Annotated in this window: 13 protein-coding genes and 1 riboswitch; of the genes, 9 read left to right on the top strand and 4 right to left on the bottom strand. The window is 71.6% G+C overall.

Annotation, left to right across the window (positions count from 1 at the left end; translation table 11 throughout):
• Positions 1-87: 87 nt before the first annotated feature.
• Positions 88-945 (top strand): S1 family peptidase, encoded by an 858-nt coding sequence (locus ACIBJC_RS37040; RefSeq protein ID WP_399300621.1) that lies wholly within the window; start codon positions 88-90, stop codon positions 943-945.
• A gap of 129 nt (positions 946-1074) precedes the next feature.
• Here ACIBJC_RS37040 and ACIBJC_RS37045 read toward each other — a convergent pair whose 3' ends face one another.
• Positions 1075-1305: a hypothetical protein gene (locus ACIBJC_RS37045; protein WP_114662714.1), complete on the bottom strand. Its 231-nt coding sequence runs from the start codon at positions 1303-1305 to the stop codon at positions 1075-1077.
• Positions 1306-1763: 458 nt separating this feature from the next.
• On the opposite strand from ACIBJC_RS37045, the gene ACIBJC_RS37050 reads away from it, so the two are divergent.
• From ACIBJC_RS37050 to ACIBJC_RS37060, 3 genes are all read left to right on the top strand, one after another.
• Complete coding sequence (locus tag ACIBJC_RS37050) at positions 1764-3887, top strand: type IIA DNA topoisomerase subunit B (protein WP_399300626.1); 2124 nt, start codon at positions 1764-1766, stop codon at positions 3885-3887.
• A gap of 324 nt (positions 3888-4211) precedes the next feature.
• On the top strand, positions 4212-4805 hold the full coding sequence (locus ACIBJC_RS37055; protein ID WP_399300629.1) for a DUF485 domain-containing protein: 594 nt from the start codon (positions 4212-4214) through the stop codon (positions 4803-4805).
• The gene (locus tag ACIBJC_RS37060; RefSeq protein ID WP_399300632.1) at positions 4802-6400 is read left to right on the top strand and encodes a cation acetate symporter; all 1599 of its coding nucleotides are present in this window, start codon (positions 4802-4804) and stop codon (positions 6398-6400) included. The genes ACIBJC_RS37055 and ACIBJC_RS37060 overlap by 4 nt, the downstream gene beginning before the upstream one ends.
• Before the next feature lie 118 nt (positions 6401-6518).
• Here the strand turns inward: ACIBJC_RS37060 and ACIBJC_RS37065 are convergent, their stop codons facing one another.
• On the bottom strand, positions 6519-7196 hold the full coding sequence (locus tag ACIBJC_RS37065; protein ID WP_399300635.1) for a response regulator: 678 nt from the start codon (positions 7194-7196) through the stop codon (positions 6519-6521).
• The gene (locus tag ACIBJC_RS37070) at positions 7193-8911 is read right to left on the bottom strand and encodes an ATP-binding protein (RefSeq protein ID WP_399300638.1); all 1719 of its coding nucleotides are present in this window, start codon (positions 8909-8911) and stop codon (positions 7193-7195) included. The genes ACIBJC_RS37065 and ACIBJC_RS37070 overlap by 4 nt, the downstream gene beginning before the upstream one ends.
• Before the next feature lie 208 nt (positions 8912-9119).
• Here ACIBJC_RS37070 and ACIBJC_RS37075 point away from each other — a divergent pair, with 208 nt between their 5' ends.
• Positions 9120-10334, top strand: a complete 1215-nt coding sequence (locus ACIBJC_RS37075; RefSeq protein WP_399300641.1) for a CobW family GTP-binding protein — start codon at positions 9120-9122, stop codon at positions 10332-10334.
• Positions 10335-10434: 100 nt separating this feature from the next.
• Here the strand turns inward: ACIBJC_RS37075 and ACIBJC_RS37080 are convergent, their stop codons facing one another.
• A complete protein-coding gene (locus ACIBJC_RS37080) occupies positions 10435-12885 on the bottom strand; it encodes a DNA topoisomerase (ATP-hydrolyzing) subunit A (RefSeq protein WP_399300644.1) in 2451 nt (816 codons plus the stop codon).
• Between the two features lie 226 nt (positions 12886-13111).
• On the opposite strand from ACIBJC_RS37080, the gene ACIBJC_RS37085 reads away from it, so the two are divergent.
• From ACIBJC_RS37085 to ACIBJC_RS37100, 4 genes are all read left to right on the top strand, one after another.
• Positions 13112-14470, top strand: a complete 1359-nt coding sequence (locus ACIBJC_RS37085) for a M16 family metallopeptidase (RefSeq protein ID WP_399300647.1) — start codon at positions 13112-13114, stop codon at positions 14468-14470.
• Between the two features lie 17 nt (positions 14471-14487).
• Positions 14488-15870 (top strand): M16 family metallopeptidase, encoded by a 1383-nt coding sequence (locus tag ACIBJC_RS37090; RefSeq protein WP_399300670.1) that lies wholly within the window; start codon positions 14488-14490, stop codon positions 15868-15870.
• Positions 15871-16055: 185 nt separating this feature from the next.
• A riboswitch (cyclic di-AMP (ydaO/yuaA leader) is annotated at positions 16056-16223 on the top strand.
• Between the two features lie 12 nt (positions 16224-16235).
• Positions 16236-17030: a M23 family metallopeptidase gene (locus ACIBJC_RS37095; RefSeq protein ID WP_399300650.1), complete on the top strand. Its 795-nt coding sequence runs from the start codon at positions 16236-16238 to the stop codon at positions 17028-17030.
• A 196-nt stretch (positions 17031-17226) separates the two neighbouring features.
• Entirely contained in the window at positions 17227-17934 is a 708-nt protein-coding gene (locus ACIBJC_RS37100) for a GntR family transcriptional regulator (protein WP_399300652.1), read from the top strand.
• The last annotated feature ends 193 nt before the right edge of the window (positions 17935-18127 follow it).

Here is an 18127-nt window from a genome sequence, read left to right on the forward strand (position 1 = left end):
GGGGTGCGAGACCCGTCCGGGTGACTGACCCTGGGTAGATCACTGTCCACCGAGCGTCACCGCACCCCCCGAGAGTCAGGAGCCCGTATGCGCCGTTCGCTTGCCCGCATGTCGACCGGAGGTCTGGCCGTGATCGCCGCGGGGGCCCTGCTGCCGCTCGGTACGCCCGCTTCCGCCACCGCCGACAGCGTGATCATCGGAGGGAAGCAGGTCCGGGTCGAGGACAACCCCTGGGTCGTCGCGCTCTCCAGTCGTGACCGTTTCGGGGGTACGAGGGCGGGCCAGTTCTGCGGGGGCGTGGTGGTGGCGCCGACGAAGGTGCTGACGGCCGCCCACTGCATGGGCCGGGACGTCCTCGGCGCGGCCCCGGACGCCGTACGGGACCTGCGGGTCATCGCCGGGCGCGACCGGCTGCGCGGCCCGGGAGGGCACGAGGTGCCCGTACGCTCCGTCCTCGTCGACCCCGCGTACGACCCGGCGACGAACGCGGCGGACCTCGCGGTGCTGACCCTGTCGAGGGCGCTGCCCGCGGCGTACGCCATCCGGCCGGCGGCGGAGCGTGACCCCGCCACCGCGCCCGGCACGGACGCCGCGGTCCTGGGCTGGGGCGACACCACGGGCGGCGGCGACTACGCACAGGCGCTGCACTCAGCGCCTGTGACGGTCCTCAGGGACGCGGAGTGCGAGCGGGCCTACCCGGGCGGCTCAGGGGCCCAGGGAGGCCGTTACGAGGCCACCACGATGCTCTGCGCGGGCGACCCGGCGGGCGGGCACGACGCGTGCCAGGGCGACAGCGGCGGGCCGCTGGTGGCCGAGGGGCGGCTCATCGGGCTCGTCTCCTGGGGCAGCGGCTGCGGAAAGGCGGGGAACCCGGGGGTCTACACCCGGGTCAGTACGGCGGTGGAGCCGGTCGCCGACGCCCTCGCGACCCGGCGGGCGCCCTGACCGGCGGCCGGCCTGGCCGGCCGGGGCCCGAGGGCATGAGAACGGGCGGCCACCCCGCGGTGTCGCGGGGTGGCCGCCCGTCGGCCGGTCAGCGGGCCGACCCTTGGCTCGTCGTGTGGATGCGAGGTGTCAGCGTTCCTCTTCACCACCGCCGGCCGGGACGGCCGTCAGTCGGTCGGTCTCATCCTGTATTTCCGCGGCGATCTTCTTGAGTTCCGGCTCGAACTTGCGTCCGTGGTGGGCGCAGAAGAGCAGTTCACCACCGCTGGACAGGAGGACGCGCAGATAGGCCTGGGCGCCGCACCGGTCGCAGCGGTCAGCCGCCGTCAGGGGGCTCGCGGGGGTCAGAACAGTAGTCACGTCGCCTCTTCTCTAGCTCGACGAGCTGTCGTACCAGGGTCAACATCCAACCAGGCCGAAAACGTTCCCGCTCGCGGCTTTTCCTCGAAATTTTCTTCCGTCGTGGCTGGCTGCTGGCGGTTGGCGGCGAATGAGCCGTATTGCATCGTTGGGCTTCGCACTACGGGTTTCGCGTTGCTTGCAGATTGTGGTCAGGGGGTGTGTCCTGCGCCGGCCGGCTTGCCGGTTGTTGATGAGGACGTGCCCGGAGCCTAAATGGTTCATGCCTGGAAGGGAACGTGATGTGTGCTTCACTCCAACGAAGGATCGAACACGTATGCGACCTTGGACTAGCATAAGAATTCGCGAGGGTGGCGTGACAACGGCTCTACCAGGCCTCTGTACCCTCTGACCGGTGACAGACGCCGGGCCTTTACCCCACGGGGCCACATCTCAAATTCAGCGAGGAGCGAACCCGCGTGACCGCCGATACGTCCGTGCCGTCCACAGCGCTGCTGACAGCAGACCGTGACGGCTCCAACTACACCGCGCGGCACCTGCTCGTCCTTGAAGGACTCGAAGCGGTCCGCAAACGCCCCGGAATGTACATCGGGTCGACCGACAGCCGCGGCCTCCTGCACTGCCTCTGGGAAATCATCGACAACTCCGTCGACGAGGCCCTGGGCGGACACTGCGACCGCATCGACGTGATCCTCCACGAGGACGGCTCGGTCGAGGTCAAGGACAACGGCCGGGGCATCCCCGTCGACGTCGAGCCCAAGACGGGGCTCTCCGGCGTCGAGGTCGTGATGACCAAGCTGCACGCGGGCGGCAAGTTCGGCGGCGGCTCGTACGCGGCCTCGGGCGGTCTGCACGGCGTGGGCGCCTCCGTCGTCAACGCCCTCTCCGCCCGTCTCGACGTCGAGGTGGACCGTAACGGCACCACCCACGCGATCAGCTTCCGGCGCGGTGTCCCCGGAATGTTCACCGAGCAGGGCCCCGACAGCCCCTTCGACCCCGCGAACGGGCTGCGCAAGGCGAAGCGGGTGCCCAAGAACCGTCTCGGCACCCGCGTGCGCTACTGGGCCGACCGGCAGATCTTCCTCAAGGACGCCAAGCTCTCCCTGGAGACACTGCACCAGCGCGCCCGCCAGACCGCCTTCCTGGTCCCCGGGCTGACCATCGTCGTCAGGGACGAGCGGGGCCTCGGCGAGAGCGGGGGCGGCCCGGTCGAGGACACCTTCCGCTTCGACGGCGGCATCAGCGAGTTCTGCGAGTACCTGGCGCAGGACAAGGCCGTCTGCGACGTGCTGCGCCTCACCGGCCAGGGCACCTTCAAGGAGACCGTGCCGGTCCTGGACGACCGGGGCCACATGACCCCCACCGAGGTCACCCGCGAGCTGGGCGTCGATGTGGCGCTGCGCTGGGGCACCGGGTACGACACGACGCTCAGGTCGTTCGTCAACATCATCGCCACCCCCAAGGGCGGCACCCATGTGAGCGGATTCGAGCGTTCCCTGACCAAAACGGTCAACGAGGTGCTGCGCTCGGCCAAGATGCTGCGCGTCGCCGAGGACGACATCGTCAAGGACGACGCCCTGGAAGGTCTCACTGCCGTGGTCACGGTGCGGCTCGCGGAGCCGCAGTTCGAGGGCCAGACCAAGGAGGTCCTGGGCACCTCGGCGGCCAACCGGATCGTTGCCAACGTCATCGCCAAGGAGCTCAAGGAGTTCCTGACCTCGACGAAGCGCGACGCGAAGGCGCAGGCCCGCGCCGTACTGGAGAAGGCGGTCGCCGCCGCCCGCACCCGGATCGCGGCCCGCCAGCACAAGGACGCGCAGCGCAGGAAGACCGCGCTGGAGTCCTCCTCGCTGCCGGCCAAGCTCGCCGACTGCCGCAGCGACGACGTGGACCGCAGCGAGCTGTTCATCGTGGAGGGGGACTCCGCGCTCGGTACGGCGAAGCTCGCCAGAAACAGTGAGTTCCAGGCGCTGCTGCCGATCCGCGGCAAGATCCTCAATGTCCAGAAGGCCTCCGTCACGGACATGCTCAAGAACGCCGAGTGCGGAGCGATCATCCAGGTCATAGGGGCGGGCTCGGGCCGGACCTTCGACATCGACGCCGCCCGCTACGGCAAGATCGTGCTCCTCGTCGACGCCGATGTCGACGGCGCTCACATCCGCATCCTGCTGCTCACGCTCTTCCAGCGCTACATGCGGCCGATGGTGGAGGCGGGCCGCGTCTACGCCGCCGTACCGCCGCTGCACCGGATCGAGCTGGTCCAGCCCAAGAAGGGCCAGGACAAGTACGTGTACACGTACTCGGACAACGAGCTGCGCCAGACGCTGCTGGAGTACCAGCGCAAGAACATCCGGTTCAAGGATTCCATCCAGCGCTACAAGGGCCTCGGAGAGATGGACGCCGACCAGCTCGCGGAGACGACGATGGACCCGCGCCACCGCACCCTGCGGCGCATCAACATCGGCGACCTGGAGTCGTCCGAGCAGATCTTCGATCTGCTGATGGGCAATGAGGTGGCGCCCCGCAAGGAGTTCATCACCAGCTCCGCGGCGACCCTGGACCGCTCGCGCATCGACGCCTGACCACCACCGGCCCGGGCCGGTCGCGGGGCACGGCACGGGAGACGGCCTGACCACCGCCGCCCCGGGCAGGTCGCGGGGCACGGCGCGGGACACGGCCTCCACCCACGGGTGGAGGCCGTTCCTGTACCCGTGATCCACCCCGAGCCGGGTGCGCGACCCGCGCCCGGGCCGTGTGATACGCCTGTCAGCGCGGATTCATCCCACCACCCGGGACAGACATCACCTGATGGGGTGAAGTCGGGGAGAGACCGGCAGCCGGCCCCCCTGCTCCGACCATCCTTGCTACGCGCGCCGAAACGGTTCGCTGACAAGGAGAGTTGACCGGTGGAGAAGCAGGAAGGGCGCGACGCCGCAGCGGTGCGGCTCGACGACCCGTGGTACGACGCGCTGGCCTCGGACTGGGGCGACCCGGACGGTACGGGGGCGGGCACGGCTCCCGGGTCAGGGCTACGCCCCGGCCGGGGGGACGCGGCCGGAGGGGGCCGGCCCGCCGCCGACATCTACCGGGAGGTCCAGCGCAGCGCCGCCTTCCAGGAAGTACGCGGCAGGTACCGGAGGTTCGTCGTCCCCGCCTCGCTCGCCTTCTTCGTCTGGTACGTCGCGTACGTCGTCGCCGCGACCGCCGCGCCGGGGCTGATGGCCCGGCCGGTGGTGGGCGCGGTGAACGTGGCGATGGCCGCGGGTCTCGGACAGTTCCTCTCCACCTTCCTGCTGACCTGGGCGTACGCCCGGCACGCCCGGCTGCACCGGGACCGCGCGGCGCTCGAACTGCGCTGGGCCGTCTTCGACCACGAGCGCGCGGGGAAGGCCGAGCGCGGCGAGGCGTCCGGGGCATCCGGTCCGTCCGGGACATCCGGTCCATCCGGGGCGTCCGAGGCATCCGGGACGGCCCGGACGAGCGAGAGGGACGGGCGATGAGCGGCGACCACCAGCCCCTGGCCCTGGTGCTGTTCAGCGCGTTCGTCGCGGTCACCCTCGCCATCACCACCTGGGTGAGCCGCCACCGCCATGGCACCGCCGAGGAGTTCTACGCCGGCGGCCGGCTCTTCTCGCCCATGGAGAACGGCTTCGCCATAGCCGGCGACTACATGTCCGCCGCCTCCTTCCTCGGCATCTCCGGTCTGATAGCCCTCTTCGGCTACGACGGCATGCTCTACTCGGTCGGTTTCCTCGTCGCCTGGCTGGTCGTCCTCTTCCTGGTCGCCGAACTCGTCCGTAACTGCGGCCGGTTCACCCTCGCCGACGTCGTCGCCTCCCGGATGGCCGAACGGCCCGTCCGGATCGCCGCGGGCACCTCCTCCGTCACCGTCTCCGTGCTCTACCTCGTCGCGCAGATGGTCGGCGCGGGGAGCCTGGTCGCGCTGCTCCTCGGCGGGACGAGCGGCGCCGCGCGCACCTGGACCGTGATCGGTGTGGGCGCGCTGATGGTCGTCTACGTCTCGCTCGGCGGGATGCGCGCCACGACCTGGATCCAGATCGTCAAGGCGGTCCTGCTGATGGCCGGTGCCGTCGCGCTGACCGTACTCGTCCTGGTCCGCTTCCACGGCGACGTCAACGCGCTTCTGAACACCGCCGCCGCCCACAGCGGCCACGGCGGCGGCTTCCTCGTCCCCGGGCTGAAGTACGGCGGCGACTGGACCGCGCGCCTCGACTTCATCAGCCTGGGGCTCGCCCTCGTCCTCGGCACGGCCGGGCTGCCGCACATCCTGTCGCGCTTCTACACCGTGCCGACAGCGCGCGCCGCCCGCCGCTCGGTCGTCTGGTCCATCGGACTCATCGGCGGCTTCTACCTGATGACGATCGTGCTCGGCTTCGGCGCGGCGGCCCTCATCGGCTCGGACGCCGTCCGTAGCTCCAACGCCGCCGGGAACACCGCGGTACCGCTGCTCGCGCTCGAACTCGGCGGCGGCGCCGGTTCGACCGGAGGAACGATCCTGTTCGCCGTGGTCGCCGCCATCGCCTTCGCCACCATCCTCGCCGTCGTCGCGGGCATCACCCTCGCCTCCTCGGCCTCCGTCGCCCACGACCTGTACGCCTCGCTGCGGCGCCGGCGCCCCGGCTCCACGCCACGCGGCGAGGTCGCGGTGGCGCGGATCGCCGCGGCCGGTATCGGCGCCGTCGCCATCGCGCTCAGCCTGCTCGCACAGGAGCTGAACGTCGCCTTCCTGGTGGGGCTCGCCTTCGCCGTCGCCGCCTCGGCCAATCTGCCGGTGCTGCTCTACTCGCTGTTCTGGCGGAACTTCACCACGCGCGGCGCCGTCTGGTCCGTCTACGGCGGGCTGATCCCGGCGCTCCTGCTGGTGGCGCTCTCGCCGGTGGTGTCGGGGAGCCCCGCGGCCGTCCTCCCCGGGGTCGACTTCCATGTCTTCCCGCTGGAGAACCCGGGGCTGGTCTCGATCCCGCTGGGCTTCCTCGCCGGGTGGATCGGTACGGTCACCTCCACCGAGCCGCCGGACGCGGCCCGCCACGCGGAGACCGAGGTCAGGTCGCTGACCGGCGCGGGAGCGGTCTGACGGGTCCCTGTGCGGTACACGGGTCCTTGTGCGGTGCCCACGGGTCCCTGTCCGGTACGGGGGCGGGCGTACGGGGGCGGTACGGTCCCGTACGGGGAAGCCCCGGCCCCCCCGTACGTCAGGCGCTCGCCGCCCACGCGTAGCGGTGCTCCGGGCGCCCCGTCTCGCCGTACCGCAGCGTCAGCCGTACCCGCCCCGACTGCTCCAGCAGCTTGAGATAGCGCTGCGCGGTCTGCCGGCTCATCCCCGCGTGCTCCGCGATCTCCTGGGCCGAGAGCGGCCCCTCGGCCTTCATGAGCACCTGGCGGATCAGCTCGGCGGTGGTGGGGGAGTGGCCCTTGGGGAGGGAGGGGGCGCTCGCCGCGGAGAGCGCCCCGAACATCCGGTCCACCTCCGACTGCTCCGCCTCGCCGCCGCTCTCCAGGGTGCGGCGGAGCGTCGCGTACGCCTCCAGCTTGGCCCGCAGCCCGGCGAAATTGAACGGTTTGACCAGGTACTGGAGCGCGCCGTGGCGCATCGCCGACTGGACGGTGGCGACGTCGCGCGCGGCCGTCACCATGATCACATCGGTCTGGTGGCCGAGCCGCCGCAGCTCACGGACGACGGCGAGCCCGTTCTCGTCCGGCAGGTAGTGGTCGAGCAGGATCAGATCGACGGAGTGCTCGGAGACGCTGGTCAGCGCCTCCGCGGCGGAGTGGGCCTGGGCGACGACACGGAAGCCGGCCACCTTGGCCACATAGGCCGTGTTGATGCGCGCGACGCGGACGTCGTCGTCCACGACCAGTACATCGATCATCGTTTCTCCCCTGCCGTCGCCTGCTCGTGTGACGTACCGGCCGAGGGATCGGGTCCCACGGGCCCCTCGGGCCGCTCGGACCCCGGGGCGCCCTCCTGCCCGGCCTCGGTCAGCGCCTCCGGGAGGACGACCGTGAACCGCGCGCCGCCGCCCACCGCCGAGCCCACCCGCGCGCTGCCGCCCTGCCGCTCCGCGAGCCTGCGGACCAGGGCGAGGCCGAGCCCGCGCCTGCCGTGCGCCGGCGGCTTCTTGGTCGACCAGCCCTCCGTGAAGACCAGCTCGCGCCGCTCCTCCGGGATCCCGGGACCGCTGTCGGAGACCACCGCCACGACGGTACGGCCCTCGGCGCGCAGCTCCACCTCGATACGCGGCTCCGGGGAGCCGACCGCCGCGTCCAGCGCGTTGTCGACGAGGTTGCCCACGATCGTGACCAGGCCCTGCGGGTCCACCAGCCGGTCGGGCAGCAGGGTGGCGGGCGCCAGCCGCAGGGACACGCCACGCTCGGCGGCGACCGTCGCCTTGCCGACCAGCAGGGCCGCCGGGAGCGGGTCGTGGATCCGCTCGGTGATCTGCTCGGCGGTGGCCCGGTGCACCCCGACCACCTCGGTGACGAACTCCACCGCCTCCTCGTGCAGCTCCAGCTCCAGCAGCCCCAGCAGCGTGTGCATCCGGTTCGCGTGCTCGTGGTCCTGGGCGCGCAGGGCGTCGATCAGCCCGCGGGTGGCGTCCAGCTCCCGGCCGAGCCGCTCCAGTTCGGTGCGGTCGCGCAGGGTGACGACCGCGCCCCCGTCGTCGGTGGGCATCCGGTTGGCGACCAGGACGCGGCTGCCCCGTACGGTGAGCAGGTCCTCGCCCCGTACCCGCCCGGTCAGCACCTCGGTGGTACGGCCGTCGCCCAGCACCTCGCCGAGCGGGCGGCCCGTCGCGTCGGGACCGAGCCCCAGCAGCCGCTGCGCCTCGTCGTTCATCAGCCGGATCCGGCCGGAACCGTCCAGCGCGACGACGCCCTCGCGCAGGCTGTGCAGCATGGCCTCACGCTCGGTGAGCAGGGCCGAGATGTCGGAGAACGCCAGGTCGTGGGTCCGACGCTGGAGACGCCTGGAGATCAGATACGCGGCGAGCGCCCCGGCCGCCAGGGCGCCGCCCGCGTACGCGAGGAGCCCGGGGATCGCGGCGAGGAGCCGGTCGCGGACGCTGTCGTACGCGATCCCGACCGAGACGGCGCCGACGATCGTGCCGTGGCTGTCGCGCAGCGGCACCTTGCCCCGGGCGGAGCGGCCGAGCGTGCCGTTGTCCAGCTCCATGACGTCCTTGCCCGCGAGGGCGTCGCTGGGGTCGGTGGAGACGACCCTGCCGATCTCGTCGACGTCTGTGTGGGACCAGCGCACCCCGCGCTTGTCCATGACCACGACGTACTCGGCGCCGGTTGCCCGCCTGATCCGTTCGGCCTCGGCCTGTACGGGGCCTTCGACCGTCGGCCGGGTGGCCAGCAGGTCCTCGGCGACGGGTACGGAGGCGGTGGTCTCGGCGATCGCGAGCGCACGGCGCATCGCCTGGTCGTCCAGCTCGGCGCTGAAGGGGGCCAGGAAGAGGCCGGTGGCCAGCACGGTGACGCCCGCGGCGATGGCGAGCTGCATCAGCAGCACCTGGGAGAAGACCCGGCGCGGCCAGCCGAATCTTCGTCGTCCGCCCGCGGTGCTCGGTCCGGCACTCATGTACACGAACGGTAGAGGGCGCGCCGCGCTTTCCGAAATTTCGGCGGAATCGGTACGCGGTGGATCCTCGCCGGACGGCCGCCCCGATACCTGGCGGGGCCGGGTCGGCGCGCCCATATCCTGGAGCCGGGCGGCGGACTCAAGATCGTCCGCCCGGGGCCCGGCGCGGGTGCGCGGGCCCGGACGACGCAGCACGGAGGCGCGAGGCGTGAGCAGGAAGCAGATCCCGGTGGTCGTTCTCACGGGCTTTCTGGGATCAGGGAAGACGACCCTGCTCAACCATCTGCTGCGGCGCCGCGCCGGCAACAGGATCGCGGTGGTCGTCAACGACTTCGGGGCGATCGAGATCGACGCCATGACAGTCGCGGGGCAGGTCGGTTCGACGGTCTCGCTCGGCAACGGCTGTCTGTGCTGCGCCGTCGACGCGAGCGAGCTGGACGGCTACCTGGAGCGGCTGACCCGCCCGTCGGCCCGTATCGACCTGATCGTCATCGAGGCCAGCGGCCTGGCCGAGCCGGAGGAACTCGTCCGGATGATCCTCGCCGGGGACAATCCGCACACGGTGTACGGGGGGCTGGTCGAGGTGGTGGACGCCGCCGAGTTCGACGCGACCCGGGCGCGCCATCCGGAGATCGACCGCCATCTCGCACTCGCCGATCTGGTGGTCCTGAACAAGACCGACCGGGTGGCGGAGGCGGATCACGCACGGATCCTCGACCTCCTGGAGACGCTCGGCCCTGGGACGCCGGTGGTCTCCGCGTCGTACGGACGGGTCGACCCGGAGCTGCTCTTCGACCCCGCCGTCCGGCCCGCGGAGGAGGAGAAGGTACGCCAGCTCTCCTTCGAGGACCTGCACGAGGACGAGGACGCGCATGACGGCGAGGACGCGCATGACGGCGAGGGCGCGGGCCACGGTGCCGGTCACGGCGCCGGTCACGAGGGGCATCTCCACACGGCGTACGAGAGCGTGTCGTTCACCGCGTCCGCCCCGATGCGTCCGCGCCGGCTGATGGCGTTCCTGGACTCCCGGCCCGCGGGGCTCTACCGGATCAAGGGCTTCGTGGACTTCGGCGCGGGCGACCCGGACCACCGGTACGGGGTGCACGCGGTCGGCCGCTTCCTGCGTTTCCGCCCGGAGCCCTGGGCCCGGGGTACGGAGCGGCTCACCCAGCTCGTCCTGATCGGCTCGGGCATCGACCCGGACGCGCTGCTGAAGGAGCTGGAGGCGTGCCAGGAGACCGAGGCGGAGGCGCGCGGGCGGGCGGGCGCGGGGGAGGGACCCGAGGCCACGGCCGATCAGCGGGACATGTGGGGCGTCCTGCGCTACGTACCGGACCTGTCGGAGCCCGGGGACCCTTCCGACCCCGGGGCCCCTTCCGACCCCGCAGATCCTTCCGACCCCGGGGACCTCTCGGAACGCTGAGAGCCCTCGGACAGCGGAGACGTCCCGGACCTCGGAAACCCCTCGGGGGCCGGGTCCGAAGACCCGGCCCCCGAGGGCACCCGCTGAGGCACGTCCGCCGTCAGTGCGCGGGCCCGGCCAGCACGTCGACCACCGCCGTGAACGGTGTACCCGAACCGTCCCTGCGCGGGTCGGGGGCCGGCAGTTCGACCGGTGTGCCGTTCTTCTGCGCCGCGTGCGCCGGGCTCGCCCCCGCCCAGGCCAGGGCCAGCATGTCCTCGCCCTTCAGGAAGCGGTGACAGCGCACCCCGCCCGTCGCCCTGCCCTTGCGCGGGTACTGGTCGAACGGCGTGAGCTTCGCCGTACGTACGGAGTCGTCCAGCGTGCCGTGCGACCCGGTGACCGTGAACACCACCGCGTCCGCCGCCGGGTCGACCGCGGTGAACGAGATCACCGTGGCGTCGTCGGCCAGCTTGACGCCCGCCATGCCGCCCGCGGCCCGGCCCTGCGGCCGTACCTGTCCCGCCGGATAGCGCAGGAGCTGGGCGTCCGAGGTGATGAAGACGAGGTCCTCCTCGCCCGTCCGCAGCTCGGCGCCGCCGACGACCCGGTCGCCGTCCTTGAGGGAGATGACCTCCAACTCGTCCTTGTTGGAGGGGTAGTCGGGGACGACCCGTTTGACGACGCCCTGGAGTGTGCCGAGCGCGAGCCCGGGGGACGACTCGTCCAGCGTCGTCAGACAGACGAGGTCCTCGCCGTCGTCCAGCGCCAGGAACTCCGCGACCGGCGCCCCGCCCGACAGGTTCGGTGTCGCGGCCGTGTCCGGGAGCCGTGGCAGGTCGATCACGGCGATCCGCAGCAGCCGTCCCGTGGACGTCACCGCGCCGATGTCGCCGCGCGCGGTCGCCGGGACGGCCGAGACGATCACGTCGTGCTTGACGCGTCGGCCCTCGCCCGCGTCCAGCGGCTCGCCGTTGGCCGTACGGGCCAGCAGTCCAGTGGAGGAGAGCAGCACCCGGCACGGGTCGTCCGCGACCTCCAGCGGCACCGAGGCCACCGCGGCGGCGCCCGACTCCAGCAGGACCGTACGGCGTGGGGTGCCGAACTTCTTGGCCACCGCGGCCAGTTCCGTCGAGACGAGCTTGCGCAGCTCGCTGTCGGAATCCAGGATGCCGGTCAGCTCGTCGATCTCGCCGTTGAGGCGGTCGCGCTCACTCTCCAGCTCGATCCGGTCGAACCGGGTGAGCCGGCGCAGCGGCGTGTCCAGGATGTACTGCGTCTGGATGTCGCTGAGCGAGAAGTGCTCGATCAGCCGCTCCTTGGCCTGCGCCGAGTTGTCGCTCGACCGGATCAGCCGGATGACCTCGTCGATGTCGATGAGCGCGACGAGCAGCCCCTCGACCAGATGCAGCCGGTCGCGCCGCTTCGTCCTGCGGAACTCGCTGCGGCGGCGTACCACCGTGAACCGGTGGTCCAGATAGACCTCCAGCAGCTCCTTGAAGCCCAGCGTCAGCGGCTGGCCGTCCACCAGCGCCACGTTGTTGATGCCGAAGGACTCCTCCAGCGGCGTCAGCTTGTAGAGCTGCTCCAGCACCGCCTCCGGCACGAAGCCGTTCTTGACCTCGATGACCAGGCGCAGGCCGTGCGAGCGGTCCGTGAGGTCCTTGACGTCCGCGATGCCCTGGAGCTTCTTCGCGGAGACGAGGTCCTTGATCTTCGCGATGACCTTCTCGGGGCCGACCGTGAAGGGCAGTTCCGTGACGACGATGCCCTTGCGGCGCGGGGTGACGTCCTCCACCGTCGCCGTCGACCGGATCTTGAAGGTGCCCCGGCCCTTCTCGTACGCGTCCTTGATGCCCGTGAGACCGACGATCCGGCCGCCGGTCGGCAGGTCGGGACCCGGTACGAAACGCATCAGCGTCTCCAGGTCGGCGGCCGGGTGCTTGATGAGGTGGCGGGCTGCCGCCACGACCTCGCCCAGGTTGTGCGGCGGCATGTTCGTCGCCATGCCGACCGCGATGCCGGTGGCCCCGTTGACGAGCAGATTGGGATACGCGGCCGGAAGTGTGACCGGTTCGCGCTCCTGGCCGTCGTAGTTCGGCTCGAAATCGACGGTGTCCTCGTCGATGGACTCCGTCATGAGCGACGTCGCGTCGGCCATCCGGGCCTCGGTGTACCGCATGGCGGCCGGCGGGTCGTCGTTCCCGAGGGAGCCGAAGTTGCCGTGGCCGTCCACCAGCGGCAGCCGCATCGAGAACGGCTGCGCCATGCGGACCATGGCGTCGTAGATCGACGCGTCCCCGTGCGGGTGGAGCTTTCCCATCACCTCGCCGACGACGCGGGCGCACTTCACGTAACCGCGGTCGGGGCGCAGGCCCATCTCGTTCATCTGGTACACGATGCGGCGGTGCACCGGCTTCATGCCGTCCCGGGCGTCGGGCAGGGCCCGGGAGTAGATCACCGAGTACGCGTACTCAAGGAAGGAGCCCTGCATTTCATCGACCACGTCGATGTCGAGGATCTTCTCCTCGAAGTCCTCCGGCGGCGGGGTCTTGGTGCTGCGGCGGGCCATCGCGGCTGCGGCTCCTTCACAAGTTCTGTACGGCAACTTCTGGAACTGACGCGGACCATTGTGGACCGCGCCACTGACAACGCCGACCTCGACCCGTCGTTGGGACGGGAAGGGGCGCGTGTCGGAAGGGTGCCAGATCCCGGACCTGTTACGGGAACTTCGCCAGGTGTCGGCACGCTTGCATACAGTGGCAGGACTTCTCCATATCGCGATCGAAGGGACGTACATGCCCATGGGTCACACGGCCACAGCGCAGGCCGGTTCCGGCGGCCTGACAGCGACTGAGCACCGCCTGGCCAACGGCCTCCGCGTGGTGCTCTCCGAGGACCACCTGACCCCGGTCGCCGCGGTCTGCCTCTGGTACGACGTCGGCTCGCGCCACGAAGTCAAGGGCCGTACCGGCCTTGCCCACCTTTTCGAGCACCTGATGTTCCAGGGCTCGGCGCAGGTGTCGGGGAACGGCCACTTCGAGCTGGTGCAGGGGGCCGGCGGCTCCCTCAACGGCACCACCAGTTTCGAACGCACCAACTATTTCGAGACCATGCCCACCCACCAGCTCGAACTGGCGCTCTGGCTGGAAGCCGACCGGATGGGCTCCTTGCTCGCCGCGCTCGACGAGGAGTCCATGGAGAACCAGCGGGACGTCGTCAAGAACGAGCGCCGCCAGCGGTACGACAATGTGCCATACGGTACGGCCTTCGAACGACTGACCGCGCTCTCGTACCCCGAGGGCCACCCGTACCACCACACGCCGATCGGCTCCATGGCCGACCTGGACGCCGCCACCCTGGAGGACGCCCGCGCGTTCTTCCGTACGAACTACGCGCCGAACAACGCGGTGCTCTCCGTCGTCGGCGACATCGACCCCGAGCGCACCCTCGCCTGGATCGAGAAGTACTTCGGCTCCATCCCCTCGCACGACGGCAAGCAGCCGCCGCGCGACGGCACCCTCCCCGACACCATCGGCGAGCAGCTCCGCGAGGAGGTGCACGAGGAGGTCCCGGCCCGCGCGCTGATGGCCGCCTACCGGCTGCCGCACGACGGCACCCGCGAGTGCGACGCCGCCGACCTGGCGCTCACCGTCCTCGGCGGCGGCGAGTCCTCCCGCCTCCACAACCGGCTGGTACGGCGCGACCGCACCGCGGTCGCCGCCGGCTTCGGGCTGCTGCGGCTCGCGGGCGCCCCCTCGCTCGGCTGGCTGGACGTGAAGACGTCCGGCGGGGTCGAGGTCCCGGCGATCGAGACGGCCGTCGACGAGGAGCTGGCCAGGTTCGCCGCCGAGGGCCCCACCACCGAGGAGATGGAGCGGGCCCAGGCCCAGCTCGAACGTGAATGGCTGGACCGGCTCGGCACGGTCGCCGGCCGCGCCGACGAACTGTGCCGGTTCGCCGTCCTGTTCGGCGACCCGCAGCTCGCGCTGACCGCCGTCGACCGCGTCCTGGACATCACCGCGGACGAGGTCAGGGCCGTCGCCGCGGCGCGGCTGCGCCCCGACAACCGGGCGGTGCTGGTGTACGAGCCGATCGCCCCCGAAGACGCGGCGGACGCCGACGAGACCGACGAGCACGAGGGGGCGGACCAGTGACCGACGCTGCCGTGACCATGGAGTTCCACCCGCAGCCGACCGCCGGCGAGGCCAGGCCCTGGGCCTTCCCCGCCCCCGAGCGCTCCACGCTCGGCAACGGCCTGACGGTGCTGCGCTGCGACCGACCCGGCCAGCAGGTGGTCGCCGTCGAGATCAATCTCGACGCCCCGCTGGACGCCGAGCCCGAGGGGCTCGACGGCATCGCCACGATCATGGCGCGGGCGCTCTCGGAGGGCACCGACAAGCACAGCGCCGAGGAGTTCGCCGCCGAGCTGGAGCGCTGCGGCGCCACCCTCGACGCGCACGCGGACCACCCGGGCCTGCGGGTCTCCCTGGAGGTCCCCGTCTCCCGGCTGCTCAAGGCGCTCGGCCTGCTCGCCGAGGCGCTGCGCGCCCCCGCCTTCGCGGACAGCGAGATCGAGCGGCTCGTACGGAACCGGCTCGACGAGATCCCGCACGAGACCGCCAACCCGGGCCGCCGCGCCGCCAAGCAGCTCTCCAAGGAGCTGTTCCCGGCCTCCCTGCGCATGTCACGACCGCGCCAGGGCACCGAGGAGACCGTGGAGCGCATCGACGCCGCGGGCGTCCGCGCCTTCTACGAGGCGCACGTACGCCCCGCCACGGCCACCGCGGTGATCGTCGGCGACCTGGCGGGCGTCGACCTGGACGCGATCCTCGCGGACACCCTCGGCGCCTGGACGGGCGACACGGCCGCGTCCAGGACCGCACCGGCCATCACGGCCGACGACACCGGCCGGGTCGTCATCGTGGACCGCCCCGGCGCCGTCCAGACCCAGCTTCTGATCGGCCGGATCGGCGCCGACCGGCACGACCGCGTCTGGCCCGCGCAGGTGCTGGGCACGTACTGCCTGGGCGGCACGCTCACCTCCCGGCTCGACCGCGTCCTGCGCGAGGAGAAGGGCTACACCTACGGCGTACGCGCCTTCGGCCAGGTGCTGCGCTCCTCGGCGCCGTCCTCGCCGGACGGGGGGACGGGCGCCGCGATGCTCGCCATCAGCGGCTCCGTGGACACCGCGTCCACCGGACCGGCGCTCGACGACCTCTGGACGGTGCTGCGCACCCTCGCCGCCGAAGGGCTCACGGACGCCGAGCGCGACGTGGCCGTGCAGAACCTGGTGGGGGTCGCGCCGCTGAAGTACGAGACGGCCGCCTCCGTCGCGGCCACGCTGGCCGACCAGGTCGAGCAGCACCTCCCGGACGACTTCCAGGCGCGGCTCTACGCGCGGCTGGTCGAGACGGGCACCGTCGAGGCGACGGCCGCCGCCGTCAACGCCTTCCCCGTGGACCGGCTCGTCACCGTTCTGGTCGGGGACGCGGCGCAGATCAAGGAGCCGGTCGAGGCTCTCGGAATCGGTGAAGTGACGGTTGTCACAGGCTGATTCGTCTTTCCGTGGAACCCCGGCGACCACGGTCGCCGGGGTTCTGCTTTATGTCCCCTTTGGTGGAGAGGATGCCCGTCTGCCCTGTGGTGTGCGCTACAAAAAACCTTGTCTGTTTGGTTATTGAAAGACGAGCCGCTTAGCGTCGGTCCGGCTGTTCGCCGTTGCGCCGCATCAGTGGCATCGGGCAGCCATCGCCGAGTCCCCGTCAGGCGCGAGCCTGGGGAGCCGGGGACCCACGTCCCTGGGGTGAATCGGACGGCCTTCGCGGGCACACCGCGCGGAGGGGTCCGTAGGAGACCTTCCTGCTCCGAACCCGTCAGCTAACCCGGTAGGCGAGAGGGAAGGAAAGGACCAGCCACTCCATGGCGTTCACCCGTGCCACCGGGAAGCACCGCGCCCCGAACCGCATCACCTGCAAGGGCGCGAGCGCCGCCGGGTTCGCGACGCTGACCGCGACCGGCGTCATCGGCTCCCTCGCCTCCCCGGCGCTCGCCGCCGACAGCTCCACCGAGGCCGCCACGCACACCGGACTCACCCAGGTCATCGCCATCGGCGACGCCGTCGCCGGCGCGGTCGACGACCAGGCGGAGGCCCAGCGCCACGCCGCCGAGAAGGTCGAACGGCTGAAGGCCGAGGCCACGGCGCGCGCCGCGGCGAAGGCCGAGGCCGAGCGCAAGGCTGAGGCCCGCGCGAAGGAGCTGCGCGAGGAGCGGGTGCGCGCCGCGCGCGCCGAGGAGCGCAAGCGGCTGGGCACCTTCCGGCTTCCCGTCGCCGGCTCGTACGTCACCACCGGCTACCAGTCCGGCGGCTCCCTCTGGTCCTCCGGCAGCCACTCGGGCGTCGACTTCCGCGCCGCGTCCGGCACCTCGGTCGTGGCCGTCGGCACGGGCACCGTCGTCGAGGCCGGCTGGGGCGGCTCGTACGGCAACAACATCGTCCTCAGGATGGCGGACGGCACCTACACCCAGTACGGCCACCTCTCCTCGATCGGCGTCTCGGTCGGCCAGAGCGTCACCCCGGGCCAGCAGATCGGCCTCTCGGGCGCCACCGGCAACGTCACCGGGCCGCACCTCCACTTCGAGGCCAGGACGAGCGCCGACTACGGCTCCGACATGGATCCGGTCGCGTACCTCCGCGCGCACGGCGTGACGGTCTGACACCTCCCGCCCCACCCGCGCACCGCTTCCCACGAAGGCCCCGGCTCCGCGCCGGGGCCTTCGCCGTGCTCCCGCGCTGGCCAAAAGATATCCATGGATTCCGGGCACCCATCGGAAATTCGCGTTGATTGCAATAGAGTCACGGAACAGGCGTCAATCGGCAGCGTTTCGCGCGGATTAAGGCGGAGGTTCGGACATGCGCATTCCCGCGCACTCGGTATGCACGGCCATTCGCGACGACATCGTCTCCGGACTGTTCGAGCGGGGCAGCCGGCTCACCGAGGAGCAGCTCGCGCGGCGCTACGGCGTCTCCCGCGTCCCCGTACGCGAAGCCCTGCGCACACTGGAGTCGGAGGGCTTCGTGACCACGCGCCGCCATGCCGGCGCCTGTGTCGCCGAGCCCACGGAGCAGGAGGCCGCCGACCTGCTGGAGGTACGGCTGCTGCTGGAGCCGCTGGGCGCGGCGCGCGCGGCCCAGCGCCGTACGGAAGCCCACCTCAAGGTCCTGCGCGGCCTGGTCAGACTGGGCCAGGAACGGGCCCGCAGGGGCCAGGGCGAGGATCTGCGCTCGCTGGGCGCCTGGTTCCACGAGACGCTCGCCCAGGCGTCGGGAAGCCCCGCGCTCACCTCGCTGCTCACCCAGCTCCGCCACAAGATCGCCTGGATGTACGTGGTCGAGCAGCCCAGCCACCCGGTGGAGTCCTGGGCGGAGCACGGCGCGATCGTGGACGCGGTGGCGCGCGGCGACGGCGAACGCGCGCGGGCGCTCACCACCCTGCACGCGGAGCGCACGATGGCGGTGCACCGGCTGCGCCGCCCCGGGCACGGCCCCGACCCCGGCCGGGCCCGGGAAAAGGTGAGGGCTTCGCAACACGCCGTAAACATCGCGAGCGCACAGCATTAACAATCGAGCCGTATACAAAGAGAATAAATAGGCGCGGCCTATTCTTTGCTGCCCGCACGAAAAGACGGAGCCGTGGGGGGGGGGGGGGGGGGGGGGGCGGGGGGGGGGGGGGGGGCGGGGGCGGGGGAATACGGATGGGGGGGGGGGGGGGGGGCCACGGCGCCCCGCCGGGGCCCCCCGGCCAGGGCGGGCG

Origin of the sequence: Streptomyces sp. NPDC050509, from assembly GCF_044457965.1 — a bacterium.
Taxonomy (GTDB): domain Bacteria; phylum Actinomycetota; class Actinomycetes; order Streptomycetales; family Streptomycetaceae; genus Streptomyces.